Annotated in this window: 28 protein-coding genes and 1 tRNA gene; 14 read left to right on the top strand and 15 right to left on the bottom strand. The window is 59.4% G+C overall.

Features of this window, described 5'->3' with window-relative positions; all coding sequences use genetic code 11:
* Positions 1-43: 43 nt before the first annotated feature.
* The 4 genes from RLW41_RS16205 to RLW41_RS16190 form a co-directional block, all read right to left on the bottom strand.
* Positions 44-1,381 carry a cytochrome c gene (locus tag RLW41_RS16205; RefSeq protein ID WP_414462128.1) on the bottom strand — a complete coding sequence of 446 codons (1,338 nt, stop codon included), beginning with the start codon at positions 1,379-1,381 and terminating at the stop codon, positions 44-46.
* Positions 1,378-3,528: a molybdopterin cofactor-binding domain-containing protein gene (locus RLW41_RS16200; RefSeq protein WP_414462127.1), complete on the bottom strand. Its 2,151-nt coding sequence runs from the start codon at positions 3,526-3,528 to the stop codon at positions 1,378-1,380. The genes RLW41_RS16205 and RLW41_RS16200 overlap by 4 nt, the downstream gene beginning before the upstream one ends.
* A gap of 11 nt (positions 3,529-3,539) precedes the next feature.
* Entirely contained in the window at positions 3,540-3,992 is a 453-nt protein-coding gene (locus tag RLW41_RS16195; RefSeq protein WP_013946796.1) for a (2Fe-2S)-binding protein, read from the bottom strand.
* A 169-nt stretch (positions 3,993-4,161) separates the two neighbouring features.
* On the bottom strand, positions 4,162-5,085 hold the full coding sequence (locus tag RLW41_RS16190) for an alpha/beta hydrolase (RefSeq protein ID WP_414462126.1): 924 nt from the start codon (positions 5,083-5,085) through the stop codon (positions 4,162-4,164).
* A 317-nt stretch (positions 5,086-5,402) separates the two neighbouring features.
* Between RLW41_RS16190 and RLW41_RS16185 the strand changes: the two genes are divergently transcribed.
* The 4 genes from RLW41_RS16185 to RLW41_RS16170 all read left to right on the top strand — a co-directional run bounded on the left by RLW41_RS16185 (position 5,403) and on the right by RLW41_RS16170 (position 10,200).
* Entirely contained in the window at positions 5,403-6,053 is a 651-nt protein-coding gene (locus RLW41_RS16185; RefSeq protein WP_409562743.1) for a DedA family protein, read from the top strand.
* A 261-nt stretch (positions 6,054-6,314) separates the two neighbouring features.
* Positions 6,315-7,748: a phenylacetate--CoA ligase family protein gene (locus RLW41_RS16180; RefSeq protein WP_409562742.1), complete on the top strand. Its 1,434-nt coding sequence runs from the start codon at positions 6,315-6,317 to the stop codon at positions 7,746-7,748.
* Positions 7,749-8,092: 344 nt separating this feature from the next.
* Positions 8,093-9,553: a two-component system sensor histidine kinase NtrB gene (locus RLW41_RS16175; protein WP_414462125.1), complete on the top strand. Its 1,461-nt coding sequence runs from the start codon at positions 8,093-8,095 to the stop codon at positions 9,551-9,553.
* Entirely contained in the window at positions 9,550-10,200 is a 651-nt protein-coding gene (locus RLW41_RS16170; RefSeq protein ID WP_414462124.1) for a response regulator transcription factor, read from the top strand. The genes RLW41_RS16175 and RLW41_RS16170 overlap by 4 nt, the downstream gene beginning before the upstream one ends.
* Positions 10,201-10,527: 327 nt before the next feature.
* Here the strand turns inward: RLW41_RS16170 and RLW41_RS16165 are convergent, their stop codons facing one another.
* Entirely contained in the window at positions 10,528-10,872 is a 345-nt protein-coding gene (locus RLW41_RS16165; protein ID WP_409562739.1) for a hypothetical protein, read from the bottom strand.
* A gap of 239 nt (positions 10,873-11,111) precedes the next feature.
* Positions 11,112-11,204, bottom strand: a tRNA-Ser gene (locus RLW41_RS16160).
* A gap of 158 nt (positions 11,205-11,362) precedes the next feature.
* Between RLW41_RS16160 and RLW41_RS16155 the strand changes: the two genes are divergently transcribed.
* Positions 11,363-12,001, top strand: coding sequence for a hypothetical protein (locus RLW41_RS16155; protein WP_409562636.1), 639 nt, complete (start codon positions 11,363-11,365; stop codon positions 11,999-12,001).
* Positions 12,002-12,042: 41 nt separating this feature from the next.
* On the opposite strand, the gene RLW41_RS16150 is transcribed toward RLW41_RS16155, so the two are convergent.
* The gene (locus RLW41_RS16150; RefSeq protein ID WP_414462123.1) at positions 12,043-12,315 is read right to left on the bottom strand and encodes a sel1 repeat family protein; all 273 of its coding nucleotides are present in this window, start codon (positions 12,313-12,315) and stop codon (positions 12,043-12,045) included.
* A gap of 423 nt (positions 12,316-12,738) precedes the next feature.
* Here RLW41_RS16150 and RLW41_RS16145 point away from each other — a divergent pair, with 423 nt between their 5' ends.
* Positions 12,739-13,011, top strand: a complete 273-nt coding sequence (locus tag RLW41_RS16145; RefSeq protein WP_414462122.1) for a hypothetical protein — start codon at positions 12,739-12,741, stop codon at positions 13,009-13,011.
* 37 nt (positions 13,012-13,048) lie between these two features.
* Here RLW41_RS16145 and RLW41_RS16140 read toward each other — a convergent pair whose 3' ends face one another.
* On the bottom strand, positions 13,049-13,693 hold the full coding sequence (locus RLW41_RS16140) for a glutathione S-transferase N-terminal domain-containing protein (protein WP_409562634.1): 645 nt from the start codon (positions 13,691-13,693) through the stop codon (positions 13,049-13,051).
* Between the two features lie 8 nt (positions 13,694-13,701).
* The gene (locus RLW41_RS16135; protein WP_414462121.1) at positions 13,702-14,670 is read right to left on the bottom strand and encodes a quinone oxidoreductase family protein; all 969 of its coding nucleotides are present in this window, start codon (positions 14,668-14,670) and stop codon (positions 13,702-13,704) included.
* Positions 14,671-14,827: 157 nt separating this feature from the next.
* Here RLW41_RS16135 and RLW41_RS16130 point away from each other — a divergent pair, with 157 nt between their 5' ends.
* The 5 genes from RLW41_RS16130 (at position 14,828) to RLW41_RS16110 (ending at position 17,970) form a co-directional block, all read left to right on the top strand.
* Positions 14,828-15,286: a hypothetical protein gene (locus RLW41_RS16130; protein WP_414462120.1), complete on the top strand. Its 459-nt coding sequence runs from the start codon at positions 14,828-14,830 to the stop codon at positions 15,284-15,286.
* A gap of 96 nt (positions 15,287-15,382) precedes the next feature.
* Positions 15,383-15,937 carry a DedA family protein gene (locus RLW41_RS16125; RefSeq protein ID WP_414462119.1) on the top strand — a complete coding sequence of 185 codons (555 nt, stop codon included), beginning with the start codon at positions 15,383-15,385 and terminating at the stop codon, positions 15,935-15,937.
* Between the two features lie 111 nt (positions 15,938-16,048).
* Positions 16,049-16,213, top strand: coding sequence for a hypothetical protein (locus RLW41_RS16120; RefSeq protein ID WP_013946780.1), 165 nt, complete (start codon positions 16,049-16,051; stop codon positions 16,211-16,213).
* 72 nt (positions 16,214-16,285) lie between these two features.
* Positions 16,286-17,650, top strand: coding sequence for a cytochrome P450 (locus RLW41_RS16115; protein ID WP_414462118.1), 1,365 nt, complete (start codon positions 16,286-16,288; stop codon positions 17,648-17,650).
* Between the two features lie 161 nt (positions 17,651-17,811).
* Positions 17,812-17,970: a hypothetical protein gene (locus RLW41_RS16110; RefSeq protein WP_409562629.1), complete on the top strand. Its 159-nt coding sequence runs from the start codon at positions 17,812-17,814 to the stop codon at positions 17,968-17,970.
* Here RLW41_RS16110 and gatB read toward each other — a convergent pair.
* Genes gatB through gatC form a run of 6 tightly spaced genes read right to left on the bottom strand, consistent with a single transcriptional unit; the run spans position 17,967 to position 22,305 of the window.
* On the bottom strand, positions 17,967-19,448 hold the full coding sequence (gene gatB, locus RLW41_RS16105; protein ID WP_414462117.1) for an Asp-tRNA(Asn)/Glu-tRNA(Gln) amidotransferase subunit GatB: 1,482 nt from the start codon (positions 19,446-19,448) through the stop codon (positions 17,967-17,969). The genes RLW41_RS16110 and gatB overlap by 4 nt on opposite strands.
* On the bottom strand, positions 19,445-19,756 hold the full coding sequence (locus RLW41_RS16100) for a hypothetical protein (protein ID WP_409562627.1): 312 nt from the start codon (positions 19,754-19,756) through the stop codon (positions 19,445-19,447). The genes gatB and RLW41_RS16100 overlap by 4 nt, the downstream gene beginning before the upstream one ends.
* Complete coding sequence (locus RLW41_RS16095) at positions 19,746-20,096, bottom strand: chorismate mutase (RefSeq protein ID WP_013946775.1); 351 nt, start codon at positions 20,094-20,096, stop codon at positions 19,746-19,748. The genes RLW41_RS16100 and RLW41_RS16095 overlap by 11 nt, the downstream gene beginning before the upstream one ends.
* A gap of 4 nt (positions 20,097-20,100) precedes the next feature.
* Positions 20,101-21,600 carry an Asp-tRNA(Asn)/Glu-tRNA(Gln) amidotransferase subunit GatA gene (gene gatA, locus RLW41_RS16090; RefSeq protein WP_414462116.1) on the bottom strand — a complete coding sequence of 500 codons (1,500 nt, stop codon included), beginning with the start codon at positions 21,598-21,600 and terminating at the stop codon, positions 20,101-20,103.
* A complete protein-coding gene (locus RLW41_RS16085) occupies positions 21,597-22,013 on the bottom strand; it encodes a hypothetical protein (protein ID WP_414462115.1) in 417 nt (138 codons plus the stop codon). Before RLW41_RS16085 ends, gatA begins: the two co-directional genes overlap by 4 nt.
* A 4-nt stretch (positions 22,014-22,017) precedes the next feature.
* On the bottom strand, positions 22,018-22,305 hold the full coding sequence (gene gatC / locus RLW41_RS16080) for an Asp-tRNA(Asn)/Glu-tRNA(Gln) amidotransferase subunit GatC (protein WP_013946772.1): 288 nt from the start codon (positions 22,303-22,305) through the stop codon (positions 22,018-22,020).
* A 209-nt stretch (positions 22,306-22,514) separates the two neighbouring features.
* Here gatC and ruvX point away from each other — a divergent pair, with 209 nt between their 5' ends.
* The 3 genes from ruvX (at position 22,515) to RLW41_RS16065 (ending at position 25,529) form a co-directional block, all read left to right on the top strand.
* Positions 22,515-23,015: a Holliday junction resolvase RuvX gene (gene ruvX / locus RLW41_RS16075; protein ID WP_409562624.1), complete on the top strand. Its 501-nt coding sequence runs from the start codon at positions 22,515-22,517 to the stop codon at positions 23,013-23,015.
* Positions 23,016-23,226: 211 nt separating this feature from the next.
* The gene (locus RLW41_RS16070; protein WP_013946769.1) at positions 23,227-24,201 is read left to right on the top strand and encodes an aspartate carbamoyltransferase catalytic subunit; all 975 of its coding nucleotides are present in this window, start codon (positions 23,227-23,229) and stop codon (positions 24,199-24,201) included.
* The gene (locus tag RLW41_RS16065; protein ID WP_414462114.1) at positions 24,198-25,529 is read left to right on the top strand and encodes a dihydroorotase; all 1,332 of its coding nucleotides are present in this window, start codon (positions 24,198-24,200) and stop codon (positions 25,527-25,529) included. The genes RLW41_RS16070 and RLW41_RS16065 overlap by 4 nt, the downstream gene beginning before the upstream one ends.
* Positions 25,530-25,556: the final 27 nt, after the last annotated feature.

Genomic DNA, 25,556 nt, shown 5'->3' with positions numbered 1-25,556 from the left:
GGAGCAAAAAACTCCCGCTGAATTCGTTAACGTGGCTGGCGGCTTACTGCGAAGCCTGCTTGCTGATGCTCCTGACTTCGTCGGCGGTGATGCGCGACTTCTCGGCTCCGAACCGCGCGGTGATGTAGTTCGACACCGCTGCGATTTCTTCGTCCGTATAGGCGGCGCCGAAGGCGGGCATCTTCACAACCCCGTCCGGCGTGTGCCGCGTCACGCCCCAGACGATCGCCTGAGCGACGTTCCTTGCCGTCGGATCGTTGACCGTCCGGCCGCCGATGAAGTCGGCGTAGGAAAGTACGGCGCTCTTGCCGGTCCAGTTGTGGCACGCAGCGCATGCCCCAGCGAAGACCATGGCACCCCGTTGGTTCTCGCTCATTTCATGGTCGCTTGGGAATGCGGACGCCAGCATCGTCTTCGGAACAGGCAATGAGGTATCGGCGATAGCCGGGATCGTCTTCAGATAGACGACGAGCGCATTGATATCTTCAGGCGCCATATGCCGAAGGCTCATATCGATGGCTTCGCCCATCGGCCCCGAAGCGGTGCCCAAGCCTTCGACGTGGCCATGCGCCAGGAAGTTCGCCGTCGTCTTGATATCCCAGCTGCCGATGCCGGTCGTCTTGTCCTGTGTGATGTTGTAGGCACGCCAGCCCGCAGTCACAGCTCCGGCAAACTTCTTCTTGTTGTCGACGGCTTGCAGCAGATTGCGCGGTGTATGGCATTCGCCGCAGTGCCCGAGCGCCTCCGCAAGATAAGCACCGCGGTTCCATTCCGCGCTCTGGCCCGGATTCGGGCGATACCGCTGGTCGCTGTTGTAGAACAACGACCAGAACATCATGCCCCAGCGCTGATTGAACGGAAACATCAGCGTGTTTTCCGGCGTCGGTTGATGCACCGGCTTAAGGCTGAACAGATAAGCCTTGATCGCCAGCGCGTCGTCGTCCGTCAGCAGCGTGTAGGACGGATACGGAAACGCCGGATAGAAACGCGAGCCATCCGGCGCAATGCCCTTGTGCAGCGCATTGATGAAGTTGGCGTCCGTCCAGTTACCGATGCCGGTTTCCTTGTCGGGCGTGATATTCGGCGAGTAAAGCGTGCCGAACGGCAGCTTGAACGCTAAGCCGCCCGCGTAAGGCACGCCGCCCTTGGAGGTATGGCACGCTTCGCAGTCGGCAGCACGCGTCAGGTATTCGCCGCGCGTGATGATGTCGGCCTTCGCGAGGCTAGGCGGCACGCCCGTCGGATTTGTGTCCTTGTAGTCGGCAAGCGCCACTGTGCTGCCACCCGCAAACGCTGTCGGACCCGGCACATAGATGATTATGCCGGCGACGATACACGCGACGGCCGCGAGCGCCAGTAGAACCCAGTAAATGCGTTTCATACAGGCTTTCTCCCGGCCAGCGCCTTGCGATCGATCGGAAGCCGCGTCAGCCGCACGCCCGTTGCTGAAAACAGCGCGTTGACGAGGGAGGCTTGCACGGATGCCGTTCCCGGTTCACCGATCCCGCCCGGATGTTCGGTGCTCGGAATGAGATGCACCTCTATCTTCGGCGCTTCGTTGATGCGCAACATGCGATAGTCGTTGAAGTTGCCTTGCTGCACCCGACCGTTTGCAATCGTGATCTCGCCGAAAAGCGCTGCGGTCAGACCGAAAATCATGCCGCCTTGCAGCTGGGCGACGATCGTATCCGGGTTGACGGGAATGCCCGTATCGACAGCCGTGACGAGCCGATGAACGCGGACCTCTCCGCTCTCATCGACCTCCGCTTCGCAGATGGTGGCAAGGTAGGTGCCCCACGCATTCTGCACCGCAACACCTCGGCCCATCCGCGGCGACAAGGGCGCCCCCCAGTTACCCTTTTCGGCAGCGAGCTGAAGCGCAGCTTTAGCGCGCGGATTGTGATCGAGATGCTTTAGCCGAAATGCGACCGGATCGACCTTCTCCTTGAAGGCAATATCGTCGACGAAACTTTCGATCGTGAAGATATTGTTGTTCGGTCCGACACCGCGCCAGAAGCCGGTCGGTACGGCAGGTGGCTCGGCGCGGATATATTCCACCTTGAAATTCGGGAAGTCGTAGGGCTGATCGATCGCCGCATCTACCGCGTCGATATCGACGCCGTTCTTGAACGCCGGCGGAAGCCAACGCGCGATAACGGCAGATCCTGTAATGCGATGTGACCAGCCGACGATCGTGCCGTCCTTGACGGTAGCCGAAACCGCATTGTGGTAGACGGGCCGATAGACATCGTGCTGCGTATCTTCTTCACGGCTCCATGTCACCTTGACCGGACCGTCAACGTGGACCGCGACGCGCGCCGCCCTGACGGCCATGTCTTGGTCGAGTCTCCGCCCAAAACCGCCGCCAACATAGAAGTTATGCGCTGTTACTTTCTCGACCGGGAGCCCGACGGCCTTGGCGACGTCTTCCTGCACACGGCCGATGACCTGCGTTCCGATCCAGACTTCGCATGCGTCTTTCGTGTAGTGGACCGTGCAGTTCAGCGGCTCCATCGTCGCATGCGCGAGGAAGGGCAATTCGTAAACGCCGTCGTAGCGCGTTCCGTCCGACAGCGCGGACTTCACGTCACCCACGTCCTTCGCGACTGCGCCGTGTCCTGTGCTGGCGGCCCTCAGGGCCTCCCAGATTTGTTCCGAATTGACGTTCGCGTTCGGTCCTTCGTCCCACTTGATGTCGAGCGCATCGAGCGCCTGTATCGCGGCCCACGTCGTATCCGCGACCGCCGCGACAAAATCATCCTCGGCAACGAATTGCCGAAAGCCCTTGATCTCTTTCGCCTTCGCATCGTCGACGTGTCCGACCTTTCCGCCGAACACCGGGCACTGCGCGATAGCCGCAAACTTGACGCCTGCCGGCATCGCATCGATACCGTACTTCGAGGCGCCAGTTGTCTTGTCCGGCGTGTCTTTGCGCTTCACCGGCTTGCCGATAAGCGTGTAATCCTTGGCATCCTTGAGCTTCGGATCTGTAACAGGCTTCATCGTAGCCGCCTGCGCCGCGATCGCGCCATAACTGACCTTGCGGTTGCTGGCGTCGTGAATGACTTCGTTGTTCGACGTCCGGCATGACGAAGGGTCGACACCCCATTGTTGCGCTGCCGCTTCGACCAGCATGCTACGCGCCGAGGCGCCCGCTTTGCGCAGCGGATCCCAGAATGCCCGAACCGACGTCGAACCGCCGGTGGCCTGCACGCCGAAAATTGGATTGATATACGCTTTATCGGGCGGCGCGTGCTGCAAAACGACTTTGTTGAAGTCGGCATCCATCTCGTCCGCCAGGATCATGGCGACAGTCGTGTAAATGCCCTGGCCCATTTCAACCTGGGGCATGACGAGCGTCACGACATCGTCGTCACCGACGCGAATGAACGCGTTGGGTGCAAACGAGTCGCTCGCCGCACGGGCGACGGGCATCCTGAAGCTGACAAGGAGAAAACCAGCGGCACCGGCCTTCAACAGGTCGCGCCGCGAAAGGCCGCGTGTCTCGGCCATGACATTTGTTCGCATGAACGCCTCCCTTACGCCGCAGCGGCTTTTTTGATGGCAGCTCGAATGCGGACATAGGTGCCACAGCGGCAAATGTTGCCAGCCATCGCCGCATCGATATCGTCGTCAGTCGGGTTCGGCTTGTGCGCCAGAAGCGCAGCCGCGGACATGATCTGTCCGGACTGGCAATAGCCGCATTGAATGACTTCAAGGTCGAGCCATGCCTTCTGAATTTTAGCACCTGTCTCCGTCGCGCTGACGCCCTCGATGGTCGTGATCGGGCGATCACCGACCGATCCGACCGACAATTGGCATGAGCGAACCGCCTGACCGTCGAGATGGACTGTGCAGGCACCGCATTGCGCGATACCGCAACCGAATTTCGTTCCGGTCATGCCAAGCACATCGCGCAAGGCCCACAGCAGTGGCGTTTCGGGCGAAACGTCCACCTCGTGCGACTGACCGTTAACTTGAAGGGTGATCATCGAGAGCTCCCGGCACAAAATGATCGACGTTAGACCGACGATCTTTATCGCAGTCTGAGAAGGCTCTTATATTACTTCTATCATTCCTTCGTTCAATGTCGCGGGAATGTCGGAATTCATGCGATTTCCGACATGCGATATAGTCAGACAACGATATCGAATGATCGTTTTAGTCCGAATCTCCGATTGCCATCGCAGTCGTCGCTCCGCGATCCGCTCGAGAAAGATATGAGACAATCGCACGCATCACCGGCGGTGCGAACAAGATGTTTCGATGACCGAAACCCTGGAACGACAGCAACTCCGCTGCGGCGACGTTATTGGCGATCTCTTCAGCCGCCTCGAACGTGACGTCACGGTCGTCCCGGTCGTGAACGACGAGCGCTTTCGCGCCGATAGCCGGCAAAAGCTTAGTGATCGCGAAACAGCGAAGCGCACGGCCGCCGACGCGTTCCAGCCGATGCTCGAAGGCCTGTTGCCCGCCAAGTGTCAGGCCCCAATGCGCGGAAAAATCGGCGGTGACTTGCAATAGACGGTTCGGACAGGCAATCAGCACGAAACGCGAAATATCGAGCTTGCACGGCATCGGCATGCGCCCCTCCGCCGCAACGAGCGAGATCATGCCGCCGAAGGAATGTGCGACGATTGCGCTGATCGGACCAAAATGCGCGGCCACTGCCGCCGTTGCGCGCGCGCAGTCGATCAGGTTCGTTGAATGAGCGCCGCTCAAGCCATGCGCCGGCAAATCGAGCAGGACGACGCGATATCCTGCTCGCCGGATCGGCTCGGCAATCGCAGTCATGAAAGAGGCTTCGGCCGTCCAGCCGTGAACGACGAGAATCGTGCCCCTCGGCGCATCGGTGTCCGGATCGAACGTGTACGTCTGGATATCGGCGACCGGCGTCGGAATACGCGCCCAAGACGCATTGCGCAAATGAAACCGCGCCCGCTCGACGAGCTGATAATGATTTGACGCACGATATTGCGATAATACCGGCGTACAAAAAATCCTGAATGCCGTATCGCCCGCAATTCCCGGAGGAAGCGCGGAAAGTCGCTGCCCATTCAGCAATGTCTTGGGAATCCAAATCATCGGTTATCTCTGAATTCCGATATTCAATTCCGCAAGGCGCAGCCTGCGACGATGGTTGATGCACCGTTTATTGCGCCACGTTTGCGCCAAGTCCGCAATTAAGAACCACGAGTTCGATTATCTTGCCAGCCAAGAGATATACGGAAATGCCGCCTATTGCATTTCGCTGGATGGTGCCGCCGCGAACGGACGGGCCGCCGACCGACGTGAACAATGCAATCCACTCCCGCGAGTTCGATTGACATTAAAATGACAGCACAATTAGTGGTGCTGACGGGCGTTGCGTTTTTGCTACGCCGTCACAGAGAGGGATACGCTTGCTTTCTCCAGAACAGCTCCATCACCTGTTCCAAACCTATGGCGTCTGGACAGTTGCCTTGATCGTCGCACTCGAAAGCCTAGGTATCCCGCTGCCCGGCGAAGCCGTGCTGATCCTGGCGTCGGTCTATGCCGCAACCCATGACGGCAATATCGCGATGGTCATCGCCGCGGCCACGATCGGCGCTATCGTTGGCGACAACATCGGCTACATGATCGGCCGTGAATTCGGCTATCGCCTCGTTCTGAAATTCGGTGCTTACCTCGGGTTGACCGAAGGACGCATCAAACTCGGACAATACCTTTTCCAGAAGTATGGCGGTACGGTCGTTTTCTTCGGCCGCTTCTTTGCCGTGTTGCGATTTCTTGCCGCGTTCCTCGCCGGCGTCAATCAATTGGCGTGGCCGCGTTTTCTTGTCGCCAACGCTTTGGGAGCACTCGTCTGGGCGAGCATTGTCGGCATCTCTGCCTACACGTTCGGACGGAGCATACACGCGGTTCAGGGGCCGGCAGGAATCATCGGCATCACGATCGCTCTGGTCATCCTGTTTGCGATCTTTATCTATTTGAAACGCCATGAAGCGGAACTTCAGGCCCGGGCGGAAGCTTCTCTTCCAGGACATCTTCCCGGCTTTGAACCCCGCGATTGAGTTGCGTCACCATCTGAGCAAGATCGCCATCTGCTGGCCCTCTTCAATAAGTGGCAATGGAAACGTCTTCGTTTGGATTGAACCGGCGGTGTAAAAACATGCTGATCGCAGTTTTCGCTGCCAATTTGTCCGCCGTTGCCATACTTAAGCCGCGTCGAGGGCGGTCATGCCGCTGATGCAAGTTTGCTCGGGTTCTGCCCCTAACAATTATCGTCGTATCTCAAAGGCTTATATCTGATGAGAGGATTTCTCCGGGCAGTCGTGGATCAAGTGAAATTGGCGCTCGCGATTCGCTCGCTTTTGCCACCCCGCCCCGAAGACATGGAAGCCCGCGCCGCGGCGCGGGAAGCCAGGTTTCGCAAACTCCTGAACTACGCCAACGAAAACTCACCGTACTATCGCAAGCGGTTTCAGGGCATCGACTTGAATACCTGCGCCATCACAGATCTGCCCACCCTCACGAAGGCGCAGATGATGGAGAACCTCGACGATATCCTGACCGATCGGGCCGTTCGGCGCGAAGGTCTGGAACGCTTCATGTCCGATCCTTCAAACGTCGGCTCGTATTACAAAGACAATTACGCCGTCTGCCATACATCCGGCAGTCAGGGACAGCCGGCAATTATCGTCCAGGACAAACCCGCGATCTTGACGACCTTCGCAGCGCAATTTGCGCGCGGCACACCGGTTTCGCGGCGCTTTCTGCCGTTCCTGCAGAAGCTCTTCAATCCGGCCCGATTTGCGATCATCACGCAGAAACCCGGTTTCTATCCGAGCAGCACGTTCTTCAACTATTTCCCCGAGCGTGCGCGCCGGTACATCAAGTTGCAGCGCCTTTCCGTTTTCGATCCGCCAGAGGTGCTGGTCGAAAAGCTGAATAGCTTTCAGCCGAACTTCATCACCGGCTACACGAGCGCGCTCGAAACGATCACGCATGAACTCCACGCCGGCCGCTTGAAGCTCAACGGCGATCTCCAGCAGATGACGAACATCAGCGAGCCATTGCCGGAAGCCATCGCCCAGCGCGTCGAGAAAGCCTTCGGCGTTCACATCACCAACGTCTACAGCATGGCGGAATGCATGGCTCTGACATGCGGCTGCCAAGCCACGCACGGCAGCCACCTGAACGACGAGCTGGCCTTCCTTGAGATCGTCGATGCTAACAACCGTCCGGTCCCAAAAGGGACCGCGGGAAGCAAAGTGCTGCTTACGAACCTCTACAATCTCGCCCAGCCGATCATCCGCTATGAGATCGACGACGTCGTCACGATCAGCGCAGAGCCTTGCGAATGCGGCAGCCTGCTGCCCTTGGTCAAGGCTGTCGAAGGCCGCGCCAAAGATCAGTTCTGGGTCGACGTCAATGGCGAGATCCGCGACTTGCCGTATTATGTGTTCCTGCTCGCACTCCATACCGAGACCGATCTCGCTGAGCATCAGTTTCTGCAAACCGGCGTCAACAAGTTCGTCTTGCGAGCCGCGCCGCTCGCTGGCCGCACGTTATCCGCCGAAAAACTGCGCGAACTCATTCAGCGGTCGGTGACGGCTGAGGGCCTTGCCGACGTGATTACGTTCGACATCGAAATTGTCGATAAAATTACGCCGGAACAGTCGGGCAAAGTTCGCCGCGCCAAGAACGTTTTCGGCCCACCGCCATCGGCGCCCAACCCGGCGCACGAACTAGCAAGCGAGCCCTGAGCCGCAGCGAAACCGCACAAATCGAGAATGCCATCTGACCGGAATGAACGACGTCACTACACGTCGTTCATTCCCGACGTACGGCATTCTCCTGCCGCCGCCACCAAGCTCATCAAATTCGACCCAGATATCCGGCAGACATATTGAATTAAGCCTACTCATCAGAAGTCATAAATTTTCCTAATCAATTCAAGCGTCCGTGGACTACCATTTGTCCCATGGCGCATCGAATAGGGCGCGTGCTTACCACTTACGGCGAGCCGCGTTGCACGAACGTCGAATGCGGCCGCACCGAGAGCGCCGGGCTACTTTCGGAAAGCCTGCATAAGACGAGTACGGACCGAATGTTGAAAAATACAAACTTGCCTTCCACTCTGCAGTCAAATTCCCATCTCAATTCCACACTTGCCCTTCTCGGCGCGACGGCGATTTTTCTGATCGATACATTCACGCCGCTCGATATCGCGGTCGCGGTGCTCTACGTGGCCGTCATCATGCTGTCGGCGACATTCCTCAGCCGCACAGGACTGCTCGCCATCGCTGCCACATGCGTGTTCCTGACGATCTCATCGTTTATTATCGCGCACTGGTCTGATCTGGAATCCAGCGCTCTCATCCGTTGCCTTGTTGGCCTGAGCGCAATCATCGTCACGACGCTGCTGGCGCTTAAAAACAATCAGGCGACCCACGATCTACGCGATCAAGCTGCCCTCCTCGATCTCACCCACGACGCGATCTACGTGCGCGACAACCACGACGTCATCACGTATTGGAACGCTGGCGCGGAACAGCTCTATGGCTGGCCCCGCGAAGACGCGATCGGCAAGGTCGCTATCGACCTGCTGAAATCGAAGTTTCCCAAACCGCTAGCGGAAATCACGAGAGACCTTACGGCCGAAGGTCGTTGGCAGGGCGAAATCACCCATACCAAGCGTGACGGCAGCAGCGTGGTTGTCGCCAGCCGCTGGTCGCAGCAGCGCGACGATAAAGGCCGGCCCGTCGCCACGATGGTCACGAACAACGACATAACCGATCAGCAGCTTGCCGAAACGGCGTTGCACAAAGCACAGTCCGAACTTGCCCATGTCACACGCTTGACGACGCTCGGCGAACTGATGGCCTCGATCGCCCACGAAGTGAACCAGCCACTCGCAGCGGTCGTCACGAACGGCGAAGCGGCATTGCGCTGGTTGAAGCGTGATGTCCCTGATCTCACTGAGGTCAATAACTCGCTCGAACGAATGATCAGCAACGGCCGTCGGGCGAGTGACGTCATTGCGCGGCTGCGGGCGCTGACGCGAAAAACCGATCTCATCCGCGCGCCGCTCGACGCCAACGAATTGTTGGAGGATGTCCTGCTCCTCGTTGAACGGGAACTCATCGCCCGGGACGTTGCCCTGCGGCTGGACCTCGCGGCGACCTCGTTGCCGCTACTCGGAGACCGCGTTCAGCTCCAGCAGGCCGTCATCAATCTCGCATTGAATGCCGTCCAGGCGATGTCGTCTGTCACCGATCGGCCGCGCATCCTCCGCATCTCGACCAGGCTCGAACAGGACGACAAGGCAGAACCGCCGCAGAAAAACGCGATTATCGAAATTTCCGACAACGGCCCCGGCATCGATCCGGCTGTTATTAGCAAGCTTTTCACGGCATTCTACACGACGAAGTCCGAAGGCATGGGTATGGGACTATCTATTTGCCGTTCGATCATTGAAAGCCACGGTGGCACGATCGTCGCGACGTCCGAACTCGGACATGGCGCGACGTTCACGATCCACTTGCCAGTCCGGGAGGACGCAGCGTGAAAAGCAACCCTACTTCAGATCGTTCGACCGGCGGCCGCGCCGTCTACGTCGTCGACGACGATCCCGCGCTTCGCGATGCGCTCAGCAGCTTGTTCAGATCCGTCGGCCTGCAAGTTGAGGTGTTCGGCTCCGCCGCAGAATTCCTGGAAAGGAAGCTGCCGGAAATTCCGAGCTGCCTCGTTCTCGATATCCGCTTGCCCGGCGTCAGCGGCTTGGATTTCCAGGCCCAACTCGCGAAGGCCGGCATTCGGATGCCCGTGATATTCATGACCGGGCATGGTGATATTCCAATGTCCGTCCGCGCCATGAAGGCCGGCGCCATCGACTTCCTGACCAAACCCTTCCGCGACCAGGATATGCTCGACGCCGTCTTTTCGGCGCTGGAGATTGACCGCAAGCAGCTCGAATCCGATCAAAGCATCGCGGATTTATCGGCTCACTACGAAAGCCTGACGGCCCGCGAGAAAGAAGTCATGGCCTACGTCACGAAGGGGCTCATGAATAAACAGATCGCGGGCGAGATGGGTCTAAGCGAGATCACCGTCAAAATCCATCGCGGTCATGTGATGCGCAAAATGGCTGTAAGGTCTCTCGCCGATCTCGTGCGCGCGGCCGAGAAACTGGGGCTCTCAAGCGTCAGCGCCTGACCGCTCCGATTGCACAAATCATCTGTCTTCAAAATAGGGGGCGGCGCCTCGAAGACGGGAGTATTCGAAGGCCTTCGGGGACCAAGGGGGATTGGCTCCGCAGACGACTCGCCGCCCGCCCATAGTTCGTCTAGCCCAAGAAAACGCTTATCGAACCGCGAATTTAGAAGGTCTGCCAAGCATCCCGGACATCCCGCCGGCCATTGAAATTCTGCGCACCGTCACGCCATGCCAAATAGTATAAGAGCATCCCGAAGCGATCGATGCTCGGCCCCTTGAGCTCATGCTTTGCGCATTCGAACGCGCGGAAACGAAACGGCTACGCTATCAGCATTTGATATGAAGCTGATAGGTGCGCTCGGCACTCCCAAACAGATCCGATCCGGAATGGACGACGAACTCTTTGACGATCTGCGGCGCCTCGCATTGATTTTTCAGCGCCAGCAGCGCCATACGATCACGGGCCAACTGATTATCGGCGTTGATGCCTAAATCCTTCCCGTTCTTGATCGTGACGAGATAGTCGTATTCAGGCGATGGCGATCGCTCGACGCGGAAATTTTCCGACATCGGAAGTCCCGTCTTCACGACGCCGTTGTTGGATGTGCCCGTGCTGGCGCAAGCGGATAGCCCGGCGGAAACAACGAGTGAGCTTAGCTTGATCCAGTCCATAATACGCCCACGCAGGCTCGACGCGTCTCGCCTGATCTGACAAATCCATTCTTGTGGCAGCCCCGACCCAAGGCGCCGGAGCGACGCTCCGGCCTGTCCCGAAGCTAGCCCCCTGAGCTTCACGATCTGGAACGCCATTGTGAACAAAAAACGGAAACGCCGTCGTCCATCCACGATGGCATCAAGTTCCGGTGCCTGTGCACTGTCTGTTATCTCGGGGTGGGGTGAAGCAAGGGTACTGGCGGAGACGGAGGGATTCGAACCCTCGATACGCCTTTAAAGCGTATGACGATTTAGCAAACCGTTGCCTTCAGCCACTCGGCCACGTCTCCCCAAATCAATGGGCAATGGCCCCCTATAGAGGGCACGCCACGGCAATGCAAGACGCGTTGGATGAAGCAGCAAAAGGATACGGCCTTGTCTGGCTACTGCCGCAAAGTCGTCCTAGTCTCTTGGGAGCAATATTGCTCCATCGAAACGGGTACTGGCTGTGAATTATCGGCCATATTTTCTGACGGGCATGGCCCTCCTGGCGCTTTCAGCCGCAGCATCGGCGGGGGCGACGGAACTCTGCGTCAAATGCACCGGCCCCGACGCGAACTACGCTTGCGTTGTAGGCAACACTTCGAACCCGACACTCGACACCGTATCGAAATTCTATTGCATCACGAGCCTCGCTAAAGCTGGCTCGCATGCAAGTTGCGCGATCGATCGTAACGTGACTGCGCCCTGCCCTGGCGAGCGCCGGAACTTGCCGATTCCGGCTTTCCTCAATGGCGGCGACGATGGCGCTCCACCGGGCGACGTTCCCGCAGCGAAGCAGGATCACTCCAGCTTACAGACCCAAGACGCAGCCGCTACCCCGCCGGTCGCCCCGGATGGCGCCGCAGGCGTACCGCCCAAGCCGCCTGTAGAGGAAGCGCCCGCCCAGGAAGCGCCGCCGAAGACGGTGCAGGAAATGGTGGAAAAAAGCGGCCTGTCGGCGAGCAACGGCCTCAGCCAGACACAAAAAACTGCTGGCGAAGCCGCAAAATCCGCAAGCACGGCGCTCGAAAAAGCTGGCTCCGCCGTCGGCGGCGCCGCCAAGAGCTCGTGGAAATGCCTCTCGTCGTTTTTCTCAAAGTGCTGAAGCCGATCATAGTGGCTGCGCACGGCGCCCGTGAAATGGCCTCAGTGCACTGAAGCCAACCACTCGCGCGCCAACCGCTGCGCCCGCATGATCTCGGCCTTGCTCATGTCGCCAGCAAGTTCCGACCGATAGCGCTTTGCATCGTCGTTGCCGCGAATCGCTGCGATGTTGAACCACTTATGAGCCTGAACGAGATCGATCACTCCGTCACGTCCCGAGCAATAGCTGAGACCGAGTTCGAAAAGAGCGTCCGACTGCTCACCTTGAGCGGCGTACTCCGCAGTCTGGCGGAACAACATGTCCACACGTGCCATAACTGAATACTCCCAAACCTGACCGCCCAAACGGACTTGATGTCGAAGCACGGCCTGTTACGCGCGCCTTCAAATCGCTGACATAAGGCGCAATCGAACAATCTCAGTCCTTGGATGAAATCTCGTAAAAACCCGCACAAAATTACTGTAAATGCCGGGTAAACTTGCTTTATTTCGAGTTATGCGCCGTCACGCGGTGACCCATTTTTTCCACAACATTACGGTCGGTGACAGGGCGTTAAGCCGGGTTGCCATCATTTGCTAACCATGCTTGAAAAAAGCCATCTGACGGCCGGTTACGCGGACGGGGCGCAACGGCGTTCAGATGGGGTTCAGCGAAATGCTGGTAACCATAATAACCGGGCCGTAACCGTGCCCGGACAGCAGGAGGGTTCAAGCTGCCAGGCGGCTTGATGAGGGATAATGGATCACGCGATGGTCTGCCGCGTGCTGGCGGCGACAGCATTGTTGGCGCTCGCGGGTTGCGCCCAGGAAGGCGTGCGCCCGTCTTATCTCGGCCTGTCGGATCTTGCCGGGAACAGCCCTACTTTGAAGCAGCCGTCGCCCTCGACCGGCGACGTACCGAATATCCTTCGTCACGTTCAATCGAACAAAGTCCTCGGGGCCATGGCGTTCCAACGCATGACGGGCCGGACAGTCGATCCTGACAGCCTCGTCCGCGGCGACAGCGAGTAAAAAGCTCGCAGTAACAGGCCATCTGAACTGACGAGATTTAGGGCTTCTTGACTGCAAGACCTTTGATCACCGCCGGCCGTGCCTCGATATCGGCGATCCACCGCGCAAGGTTCGCAAACTTGCTGATGTCCTGGTCGAGTGTCTTCCAGTTGTGCATCCATGGAAAACACGCGATGTCGGCGATCGAATACTCGCCCGCGAGATACGGCCTATCGGCGAGCCGTTTGTTCATCACCGAAAACAGCCGCTCGACCTCTTTCTGATAGCGATTGATCGCGTAAGGAATTTTCTCCGGGGCGTAGTGGGCAAAGTGATTGTATTGCCCCGCCATCGGACTAAGACCGCCAACCTGCCAGAACAGCCATTCGTCCACGTCCGCCTTGACGCGCTCGTTCGCGGGATAAAACGCATCGAACTTGCGCGCGAGATGACGCAGGATGGCGCCCGATTCAAAAATCGCGAGCGGATTGCCGTCCGGTCCATCGGGATCGACGATGGCCGGAATCTTGTTGTTCGGCGAAATAGCGAGAAACCCCGGCTCGAACTGCTCGCCCTTGGTCAGATCGACAAACCGCACGTCATACGGCACGCCGAGTTCTTCGAGCATAATCGAAATTTTATATCCATTCGGCGTCGTCCAGAAATAGAGAATGATCGGCTCGTCTTCGAGATCGTCCAGCATCTTCCTCCTCAGGGAACGAGAATGACCGAGCCCGTCGTTCTTCGAGCCTCAAGATCGCGATGAGCATCGGCAGCACGAGCGAGCGGATATCGATGGTTGATCGAGATCCGAATTTTTCCGCTCAGCACCATCTCGAATACGTCTGCGGCGTTTTCTTCCAAATCCTGAGTTGTCGCCGTATAGGCTAAAATCGACGGTCGCGTGGCGAACAGCGAACCTTTAAGCGCCGTGAGCTCAAAAGGGGGTACCGGTCCCGACGCATTGCCGAACGAGGCCCACAAGCCTCTCGGCCTGAGGCAATCGAGTGATCGCGGGAACGTATCCTTGCCGATGGAATCGTAAACGACGTCGCATCCCTTTCCCGCCGTTAACTCTCGAACGCGCTCGACGAAGTCTTCGCGGGCGGTGTTGATCACGTGCGTACAGCCGTTTTCGCGGGCCAGTTCCGCTTTCTCATCGCTGCCCACCGTGCCGATCATCGTCGCGCCGAGCGATCGAACCCATTGGCAGGCGATGAGGCCGACGCCTCCTGCCGCAGCGTGAAACAACAGTGTCGTGCTTGCATCGACCCGATAGACGTCGCGCAGCAGGCAACGTACCGTCATCCCTCGAAGCAGCATCCCCGCTGCCGTCTCGTAGTCGATCCCGTCCGGAATTTTGACGAGGCGGTCGGCCCGCACGGTGCGCACCTCCGCGTAGCCGCCGATCGCCCCCGCATAGGCGACACGATCGCCGACCTTCAATCGCGCCACTTCGGGCCCCAAGGCGATCACCTCGCCCGCGCCTTCCGAGCCGATCGTCATCGGATATTCAGGAAGCTTGTAGAGACCACTCCGATGATAGATATCGATGAAATTGACGCCGATGGCGTGCTGACGAAGAAGCACCTCGCCTGGTCCCGGGACCGGCATTGCGACTTCTTCGTAAACAAGAGCCTCGGGACCTCCGATAGAATGCACGCGGACCGAATGTGGCATCGAATGTTCCTTCCGATCGAACTTGTGGACCAAGTGATGCCGTTTCACAGCGAATCCCGCTAGTGGCTTGGCAAGGGTCACATCTTAGACTGCCCTCTGCCACGAGCCTGCCACGCTGACTTTCTACCCGCAGGGGGCAACGACAACGGAATATATCTTGCGAAGCCCGCCGACTGTGCAGCGCCCCGAAAAGCCGCGTACCGCCTTGATGCTCGTCTTGGCGTCGTTGGCCGTTGGCGGCTGCGCGGGCAACCAGGCCGCTCTCGGCGATCCGGCGCGCGGCCTGAAATGTGTTGATGACAGCCACGTCTGCATCAGCCAACGCAAGATGGTCTACGATTCCTACATGGCGGATTCGACCCGCTCTTGGATCAATCAGCCCGCAGGTCCCCACGAATACGCATCCGGCGTACGCCTCATGGCCCTCAGCAAGAAGCGCAAGGAACTCTCCTGCGCCGAGTTGCAACACGGCAAAGAAGAGGCAGACCGTGGGCCAACCGTGTTGACGGGAGGCGCCTATGTCGGGATTACGTCAACTCAGGTCGCGCGCGGCGCGATGCTGTCCCGTGAAGTCTCGAAAGAACTCGCGAAGGAAATTGCGCGCCGATGCAGGTGAGGCTTGACGCGGCCCGTTGGCACCCCATTTTGCCGTGATGGCGTTTTCGCCGTGCACGCCGACAAACAATAATAACACCAGCGCGAAAGCTTCAGAATGAGCGTGCATGACTTCGTCGATGCAATCGTCACTTTCGTAAGAGCGAACGAAAACTGGGCCGTGCCCGTCGCGTTCGCCGTAGCCTTTCTCGAAAGCTTCTGCTTTCTGTCCATTCTCTGGCCCGGCACCGCAATTCTCGTTGGAATTTCCGCGCTGCTCGCCAAAAGCGGTGTGGAATTAAGCGTGCTTTGGCCGGCCATCGTGGCAGCAGCCGTGGGCGGATCGTTTGGCTACGCGCTCTCCTATTGGATTGGCCTCTATTTCAAAGATGGCATCCGCGAGATGTGGCCCTTCAATCGCAACCCCGCGATGGTCGAGAGCGGACAGGCGTTCTTCGATAAGTGGGGTGCGCTAAGCGTGTTCTTCGGCCACTTCTTCGGGCCGATCCGGGCGGTCATTCCTGTCGTGGCCGGCATGTACGCTTTGCCGCAGTGGCAATTTCAACTCGCCAATATTGTATCAGCGTTCATTTGGGCGGCCGGCATTATTGCCCCATCCTATTTCGGCTTTGGCTATCTTCTGGGCACAGAATCCCCGCCCCCGACCCCATAACGCAGCCTGAGCTTGCGCGACGCAGCGCGATCCCTTAGAGGAACGCCCAATGCTGCGCTTCGATGCGCGGCCTTCTCATCCACCCCTTTCCTGGCATCGAGGCCGTTTTTCATGTCTAAGACGTCGTTGAAGAATATTCAGAAGCAGAAGAAGAAAGCCCGCCGCACCATCGACCGTCCGGCTCAGTCGCGGATCCAGGGCAACACGGCCGCCGCTCGCAAGCGCCTCAAGAAGCTTTCCGGTATCGCCCGCGCGAAAAAGGCAGTGGCCGCCTAGACATCGGGCCGCCGCTACCTAGCTATACTCCGTCAACGCCGGCGCATCGTGACGACGTGAGCAAGAAGCCTTATGACACCTGCGCTCTATCCGCCGACGGTGACACCGCCGGCGCAGCCTTTGCCGCTGCTTCCCTTCCTGAGGCGTTTCATCCGCAATCCACTGCGGGCAATTCCTCAGGCGGTCTATGAAGAGCCGGTCGTTACCTATGGCAAGAAGCGTCCGCTGCTTGCCTGGGTGACAAACCCGACGCTCATCGAAAACATTCTCGTCAAAAACGCCGAGCAGTTCCCCAAGACGCGCCTCGATCTGCGCGTCCTGCGGCCCATCGTCGGCGACGGCCTGCTGACCGCCCAGAACGAGAGCTGGCGCTGGCAGCGTAAGATTGCGAGCCCGCCGTTCCGTCACGCCGAGCTTTTGACGTATGTGCCGACGATGGTCGACGCGGCCGACGAATGCATCGCGCAATGGCGTCAGCGCGGTTCTGCGCCGTTCACGACCGACGTCGAAGCCGCCATGACCGATGCGACGTTCGCCGTCGTAGCGCGCACCGTCCTCGCCGGCATCAACACCGCCGAGGGCGATCGCATCAAGGCTTCGAGCCGTTCCTATCTCGATCCGATCTCATGGGAAGTTGCCGCGTCGATGCTGCAGTATCCCGAAACCTATTGGCATCCCGGCAAAGCCCGCATGCGTCGTTCTGCAGACGAGCTGAGGGCAATCATGCGCCGCCTCGTCGCGCATCGCCGTAGCAGCGGAGCATCAGGTAACGATCTTGTCGCCCGCATGCTGGCGGCGAAAGATCCCGACACCGGCCAACCGATGTCCGACGACATGCTCGCCGACAATCTGGCAACCTTCCTGTTTGCCGGCCATGAGACGACCGCGAAGGCCCTCACCTGGACCCTCTATCTTCTCGCCCGTGCAACGGAATGGCAGGACCGTCTGCGCGACGAAATTTCAGCCATCGCAGGTTCGGCGCCGATCACGCCCGAAACCGTCACCAAATTGCTGACGGTGTCGCGCGTGCTGAAAGAGGCGATGCGCCTCTATCCGCCGGCTCCCGTCATGACGCGCGTCACGGCAGCGGAGATGGATATTGGCGGCAAGACGCTGCCGAAATCGACACTGATCGTCATGCCGATCTTTATCATCCATCGCCATCACGCATTGTGGGAAGACCCCAATCGCTTCGATCCGGATCGCTTTCTTCCCGAGAAGGAAGCTCGGTACGCGCGCACCCAATTCATGCCCTTTGGCTATGGCCAGCGCATTTGCATCGGCTCGTCGTTCGCCATCCTCGAAGCGACCGCCATCCTGGCAACGCTTCTACGCCACGCCCGTTTCGAATGGGACGGCAGGCTCGCGCCGGAACCCGTCAGCCGCGTAACGCTCCGGCCGAAAGGCGGCATGCCGCTGACCGTCCGCCCACTGTGAAGTTGCTCCACGCGCGCACCGGCGACGTTAGGAAAGCATTTACGCCGCGTTAGCGAAGTCCAAATTTTACTGTCGCAATTGCAGGCTTGGCGTGAGCGCGGCTGAAAACAGTCAGTGCTATGATTTGTCGCATCATAAGAACCGCCTCCAAGGAGAGGCCAATGACGATGACAAAAATAGCCTACCTGATCGCAGCAATCGCACCGGGCGGACTGATCCTACTGGCGTGCCTCGGCATCGCTCACGTCGCAATGACCGGCCTGAAAGACAGAAGGGCCAGACTGGCCCTTCAAAGGGTGCCGGTCAAAGCCGGACGTTAAATCCCGAGCTTGCCTTTCAGGATCTCGTTGACAGCGGCCGGGTTCGCCTTGCCGCCAGTCGACTTCATCACCTGACCGACGAACCAGCCGAGCATCGAGGGCTTTGCCTTCGCCTGCTCAACCTTGTCGGGGTTGGCTGCAATGATGGCATCGACGGCCTTCTCGATGGCGCCCGTGTCCGTCACCTGCTTCATGCCACGCTTTTCGACGATCTCCGCCGGATCGCCGCCCTCAGTCCACACGATCTCGAACAAATCCTTCGCGATCTTGCCCGAGATGGCGTTGGAGCCGATCAGATCGACGATGCCACCGAGTTGCGCCGCCGAGACGGGGCTGTCCTCGATCGACTTGCCTTCCTTGTTCAAGCGCCCGAACAGCTCGTTGATGACCCAGTTGGCAGCGAGCTTGCCGTCGCGGCCCTTGGCAACCGTCTCGAAGTAATCAGCCGATGACCGCTCGGCGACGAGCACGTCCGCGTCGTAGCCCGACAACCCGAAGCTCTTCATGAAACGCGCACGCTTCTCATCGGGAAGCTCCGGCAGCCCCGACTTCAAATCGTCGACGAAACCTTGTGTCAGCTCCAGCGGCAGCAGATCGGGATCGGGGAAATAGCGATAGTCGTGCGCTTCTTCCTTCGAACGCATCGACCGCGTTTCGCCTTTGCCGGAATCGAACAGTCGCGTTTCCTGATCGATCTTGCCGCCATCTTCGATGATGTCGATCTGACGGCGCGCTTCGTACTCGATCGCCTGTCCGATGAAGCGGATCGAGTTGACGTTCTTGATCTCGCAGCGTGTGCCGAGTACGTCGCCCGGCTTCCTTACCGACACGTTGACGTCGGCGCGCAGGTTGCCCTTCTCCATGTCGCCGTCGGACGTGCCGAGGTAACGCAGAATGGTACGCAGCTTCGTGATGTAAGCCTGCGCCTGCTTCGACGAACGAAGATCTGGCCGCGAGACGATCTCCATCAGCGCGACGCCTGAGCGGTTGAGATCGACGTAGGAATAATCCGGATGCTGGTCGTGCAGCGACTTGCCCGCATCCTGTTCGAGATGCAGACGCTCAACTCCGATCTTCAGCATCTCGCCATCCACTTCGATCTCGATCTCTCCTTCGCCAACGATCGGCTGCTTGAACTGCGAGATCTGATAGCCCTGCGGCAAATCCGGATAGAAGTAGTTCTTGCGGTCGAACACGCTCTTCAGATTGATCTGAGCCTTGAGACCCAATCCCGTGCGGATCGCCTGCGCCACGCATTCGCGATTGATGACCGGCAGCATGCCGGGCATCGCCGCATCGACGAGCGACACATGGCTGTTCGGATCCGCGCCGAAGCCGGTCGAAGCGCCAGAAAACAGTTTCGACTTTGAGGCGACCTGGGCGTGGACTTCCATGCCGATCACCACTTCCCAGTCGCCGGTCGCGCCTGCGATGAAGTTTTTCGCCTTCGGCTTTTCAGCGACCTTCTGAGAACTCATTTTCCGCCTCCAGTCCGGGCCTTCATGGCGTAGCCGATAGCTGCATAGATAAAGCCGAAAATAAGGGACACGATGAACACACCCGCCGCAGCCCGGCCCAGGTTTGGCGCGTCCCAGATGCGCAGCAACGTCACGATGTAAAGCAGTGCCGCGCCGGCCGCCGCGCCGCCAAATCCAGCGATCAAAATCTTGGATTTATCATCAGCGCGCTGGCCGAGCATATACGCCACGATGATCGTTGCCGGATTGAAGATGCCGTAAAGCAGAACCTCCGTCAGCGGCACGTCCGGCTGAAAGTCAGGCCCCACCGTTTGCTCCCGGCTTGTCACTGCTGTCTTGCACCTGACGAAGCTTCTCTTCCTCGTACTGCACGAACCAACCGATCATGTTGCGCCATTGGGCGCCGACCATCTCGATCATCTCAGGCGGCATCCCTTTTTCGGAGGCCCGCGCTTTGACCCGATCGATGACCTGTTGAATGCGCCACTGAACGACGGCGCCTTCGCGCGTCGACATCTTGAGTTGCCACGCCCTGTCGACGTAGCCGTAGCGCTCGGTGATCAGATCGACGAGCGCATTATCGATCCGATCGATCTCGCTGCGCACCTGGGACATGTCTGCGCATTCCCACGGACGTTTTGGGTCCATGATCTTAGCCCTTCATCCACCATGCGTCCGGCACGGCAAACCGTCCGGCAGCGTCTTCAATAACCTGTGCGGTCCGAAACAGCGTTTCCTCGTCGAACGGCTTGCCGATGAGCTGCAGCCCAAGCGGCGTGCCCTGCGAGGAAAGCCCGCCCGGAATGGACATGCCCGGCAGACCGGCCATGTTCACCGTCACAGTAAATATGTCCTCTAGATACATCGCCAAGGGATCGCCAGACTTTTCGCCGAATGCGAACGCGGGCGACGGCGTAGTCGGCGTCAGCACGACATCGACCGAATTCCAGGCGTCGTCGAAGTCCTTCTTGATGAGCGTGCGGACCTTCTGCGCCTTGAGGTAATAGGCGTCGTAATAGCCTGCAGAGAGCACATACGTGCCGATCAGGATGCGGCGGCGCACTTCCTTGCCGAATCCGGCAGCGCGCGTCTTCTCGTACGTGTCGATCGGATTGTCGCCGCTAACGCGCAGGCCGTACCGCATGCCGTCATAACGCGCGAGGTTCGATGAGCACTCGGCGGGCGCCACGATGTAATACGCGGGAAGCGCATATTTCGTGTGCGGCAGCGAGATGTCATGGATCGTCGCTCCGGCTGATTTCAGCCATGCGATGCCATCGTCCCAGAGCTTCTGAATTTCGGCCGACATGCCATCGACGCGATACTCTTTGGGAATACCGACGCGCAGGCCTTTGACGCCCTTGCCAAGCGCCGCCTCGTAATCGGGGACCGGCGCATCGACCGACGTCGTATCCTTCGGATCGTGGCTCGCCATGGCTTTCAGCATCATCGCGCTGTCGCGAACCGTCTTTGCGATCGGCCCGGCCTGATCGAGCGACGAGGCAAACGCCACGATGCCCCAGCGCGAGCAGCGGCCGTACGTCGGCTTAATGCCCACCGTACCCGTCAGTGCTGCGGGCTGGCGGATCGAACCGCCCGTATCCGTTGCCGTCGCCGCCAGACAAAGGTTGGCCGCAACCGCCGACGACGAACCGCCCGACGAGCCACCGGGAACAAGTTTGTCGGCCGACGTTTTGCCGTCAGCGCTTTTCCGCCGCCACGGGTTGACGACGTTGCCGAACGCGCTCGTCTCGTTCGACGATCCCATCGCAAACTCGTCGTTGTTGAGCTTGCCGAGCATGACCGCACCGGCGTCCCACAAATTCTGCCCGACCGTCGACTCATACGTCGGCTTGAAATCGTCGAGGATTTTCGAGCATGCCGTGGTGCGTATGCCGTTCGTGCAGAACAGATCCTTGTTGCCGATCGGCAAGCCTTCAAGCGGACGCGCATTGCCTGCTGCGATCCGCTTGTCGCTTTCTTTCGCCTGTGCGCGCGCGTGTTCCGGCGTCGGCAAGACGTAAGCATTCAGGGCGCCATTGCCCTTGTCGATTGCCGACACAAAGGCATCCGTCAGCTCAAGCGCCGTGAATGACTTCTTCTGAAGTCCGTCGCGGGCTTCAGCCATGGTGAGTTTGGTAAGATCGGTCACCGCTCGACTTTCCCTTTCAAACCTTTGCAGCGCTCATAAACCAGCGCCTCCGTTCCGCTTCTGACCTCGATGCGGTCGGCATCCAGACGCGTGAACGTCACCGTCTGTGCGTATTCTTCTGCGCCTTCTGAGCACTGCATCTTGCCCTCGAAGACATTCGACTTCACTTCGCGTAGCGCTGCAAAATTGCAGCCGCCTTCCCAACTTCCCGTTCCTTCACGCGTCAACGTCAGCGGATAGGTCGCGATGTTCGGCGCATCCTTGCCGTTCTGGATATCCTCGAGTTTCTTGCATCCGGTTGTCGGCGAGTAGGTCCCGTCGCCGACGAACGCAGCGTCAAGCTTCGTTTCCTCAGCCTGCGCCATCCCGGGAGCCAGCATCACTGCTGCAACAGCAAGCAACGCGTGAAACATTCGGTCACTCCACGACCTTGGGGACCACGAAGAAATTGTCTTCCGCCATCGGCGCATTCGCGGTGATCTGGTCGGCAATCTCGCCGTCTGTGACGACGTCGTCCCGCATCTTGAGCTTTTGATCGACGACCCGAGTCATCGGCTCGACCGCCGACGTATCGACCTCATCGAGTTGCTTGACCCAGTCGAGAATGCCGGAAAGCTCTTTCTCGAGACCCTTGGCCTCCTCGTCGCTCACCTTGATACGGGCGAGGCGCGCGATACGGCGAACGGTCGCTTCATCGACCTGCATGAAAAGTCCCTTCAAGAAATCGGGGGATTGCGCCGCTCTCATAACCGGGCGAACGCCACCAATGCAACCAGCGGCGGCATTCCGCAAGGGGTTCAAGTCACGGAAACGGACCGGGAAAGCCGGATAAGGCCCATTGGCGATGCCAATTTGTCGCCGGACCTGCTAGAGCGTCGCGTCATGCCCCCTTTGCAGCCGAGATTAGGCGCCCTGTGACACAACCCACCGTTTCCCCGCCGTCGGGACTAACCACCGAAGATCACCATCACTTTCGCGTCGCCACGACCGGCGCGGGCCGGCTGATCGGGATCGACGCCGGAACGAAGACGCTCGGCCTTGCCCTGTCTGACGTACGGCGCACGATAGCGTCCCCCCTCGAAACGATCCGCAGGACAAAGTTCACGGCTGATGCGGCACGACTGTTCGCCATCGTCGCCGAGCACGGCGTCTCGGGGTTTGTGCTTGGCCTGCCGCGAAATCTCGACGGCACTGAAGGCCCACGCGCCCAGGCCACCCGTGCGCTTGCCCGCAACCTCAACAAGTTGTCGCCGCTGCCGATTCTGCTCTGGGACGAACGCCTGACGACCGCCGAAGCCGAACGCATGCTAATTGACGCCGATCAGACCCGCAAACGCCGCGCCGAGGTCATCGACAAGCTCGCTGCCACCATAATCCTGCAAAGCGCCCTCGACCGCCTGAAGCAGGACAACTGAGCGGCAATCGCCCAAATGTCATCCTCGGGCTTGTCCTGAGGATGACAAAAGGCACAGCTGGTGACCCCGTCGAACGGTGCGCCACACTCGCCTTGTCCCCGACTTTCGGTCACACGAACCGTGGCATTTCAGGCTCCGTTAAGAGGTTTGCGATTGATGTCGCGCCCCGACCTTGCGGCCCCGCAAGACTCCCCCTATAGAAGCGCCTTTAATGACAACGAAATCGAATTCCAACGCGCTGAAGGTTTTTCCGCGCCGCCATTTGCTGACCTGCGAAGGTTTGTCAGCCAATGAGATCAATTTTCTTCTCGATCTCGCGGACCGGAACGCTGATCACATCCGCAACAATGGCCGCAAGCGGCAGGTCCTCGCGGGCCGAACGCTGATCAATCTCTTCTTTGAATCATCGACACGCACGCAGTCGTCATTCGAGATGGCGGGTAAGCGCTTGAGCGCCGACGTCATGAACATGAATGTCGCGACGTCATCCGTCACGAAGGGCGAAACGCTCGTCGATACCGCCGTGACGCTCAACGCCATGCGGCCGGATATCATCGTCGTGCGCCATCACGCGGCTGGCGCAGTCGAACTTTTGTCTCAGAAAGTCGATTGCTCGGTCATCAACGCTGGCGACGGCGCACATCAGCATCCGACGCAAGCCCTTCTCGACGCGCTGACGATCCGTCGCGCAAAAGGCCGCGTCGCCGGACTGACGGTCGCGATCTGCGGCGACATTCTCCATTCGCGCGTCGCGCGCTCCAACATCAACGTCTTGAACGCGCTCGGCGCTCACGTCCGCCTCATTGCCCCGACGACGCTTCTACCCTCCTCGCCCGAACGGCTCGGCTGCGAAGTTTTCACCGACATGTGGAAAGGCATCGAAGGCGTCGATATCGTCATGATGCTGCGTCTGCAGCGCGAACGGATGGAAGCATCCTACGTTCCCTCCAGCCGCGAATTCTTTCACTTCTTTGGCCTCGATCACGAAAAGCTCGCTCGCGCGAAGCCCGATGCGCTTGTCATGCATCCAGGGCCGATGAACCGCGGCGTCGAGATTGCCTCGACCGTTGCCGATCATTCCAGAAGCGTCATCCGCGAACAGGTAGAAATGGGCGTTGCAGTTCGCATGGCCGTTCTTGAAGCCTTGTCTGCGCACCTTCCCGGCTTCGCGGAGGATGCGCCATGAGAAAACCGATCGAAAAGCCGAAGAGCGTCGGCCCCGCAACCGTCTTCATCAATGCTCGCCTGATCGACCCGGCATCGAACCGCGATGAGCCCGGCGGCCTTCTGGTCAAGGACGGCTTGATCGCCGATCTCGGCAGCCATCTGCGCCGCAACGCACCGGAAGGCGCGTCGGTCATCGACTGCAAAGGTCACGTCCTGGCCCCTGGTTTGATCGACGCACAGGTCTTCACCGGCGAACCGGGTTACGAACATCGCGAAACGCTGAAAACCGCGAGCCATGCAGCCGCCGCAGGCGGCGTTACGACCATCGTCGTCATGCCGGACACGAATCCGGTGATTGATCAGGTCGCACTCGTCGATTTCATTCAGCGTCGCGCCCGCGACAACGCCCTCGTACACGTCCACACCATGGCCGCGATGACGAAAGGCCTGCAGGGCGAGGAAATGACCGAAATCGGTCTGTTGAAACGCGCCGGCGCCATTGCCTTCTCGAACGGCAAAGCGAGCGTGGTCAACACCCGCGTGATGCGCAACGTCCTGAGCTACTCCAAGGACTTTAGCGCGCTCGTCGTGCACCACACCGAAGATCCCTATCTCTCCACTGGCGCGATGAATTCCGGTGAAGTCGCCGCGCGTCTTGGCCTCTCCGGCTCATCGAAGATCGCCGAAACCATTATCTTGGAACGTGACGTCCGCCTCGTCGAAATGACCGGCGGCCGATATCACGCGGCGACGATCAGCTGCCAGGAAAGCCTCGACGTCATCAAGGCCGCCAAGGCAAAAAAACTGCCTGTCAGCTGCGGTGTCTCGATCAATCATCTGACGTTAAACGAGAACGACATCGGCCCGTACCGCACGTTCTTCAAGGTGCGTCCGCCTCTGCGGCGTGAGGAAGACCGCGTCGCCATGGTCCAAGGCGTCGCCAACGGCGATATCGACATCATCGTATCGAGCCACGACCCACAGGACGCCGACACCAAGCGGCGACCATTTTCGGAAGCCGCCGACGGCGCCGTAGGCCTCGAAACGCTGCTCTCTGCCGCGCTCCGGCTCGTTCACTCCGGCGACATGACGCTGTCGGCCATGCTGAAAGCGCTGACCATCAACCCCGCGCGACTGCTCGGTCTGCACTCCGGCCGACTTGCGAAGGGCTCCATTGCCGACCTCGTCCTGTTCGACCCCGGCGAACCCTGGGTCGTGAACAAGGATCTCCTGCGTTCGCGCTCCAAGAATACGCCCTTCGATGAGGCCAAGATGCAAGGCCGCGTCTTGAGGACGATGGTCGCGGGCCAGACCGTTTATGAATACGCTGGCGTCGAACGCACCTAAGCATTACCTCTCTCGGCGACGCTCCAT

The organism is Hyphomicrobium sp. DY-1 (assembly GCF_047497105.1).
Taxonomy (GTDB): Bacteria; Pseudomonadota; Alphaproteobacteria; order Rhizobiales; family Hyphomicrobiaceae; genus Hyphomicrobium_B.
This window is presented reverse-complemented; position numbering and strand designations above follow the sequence as displayed.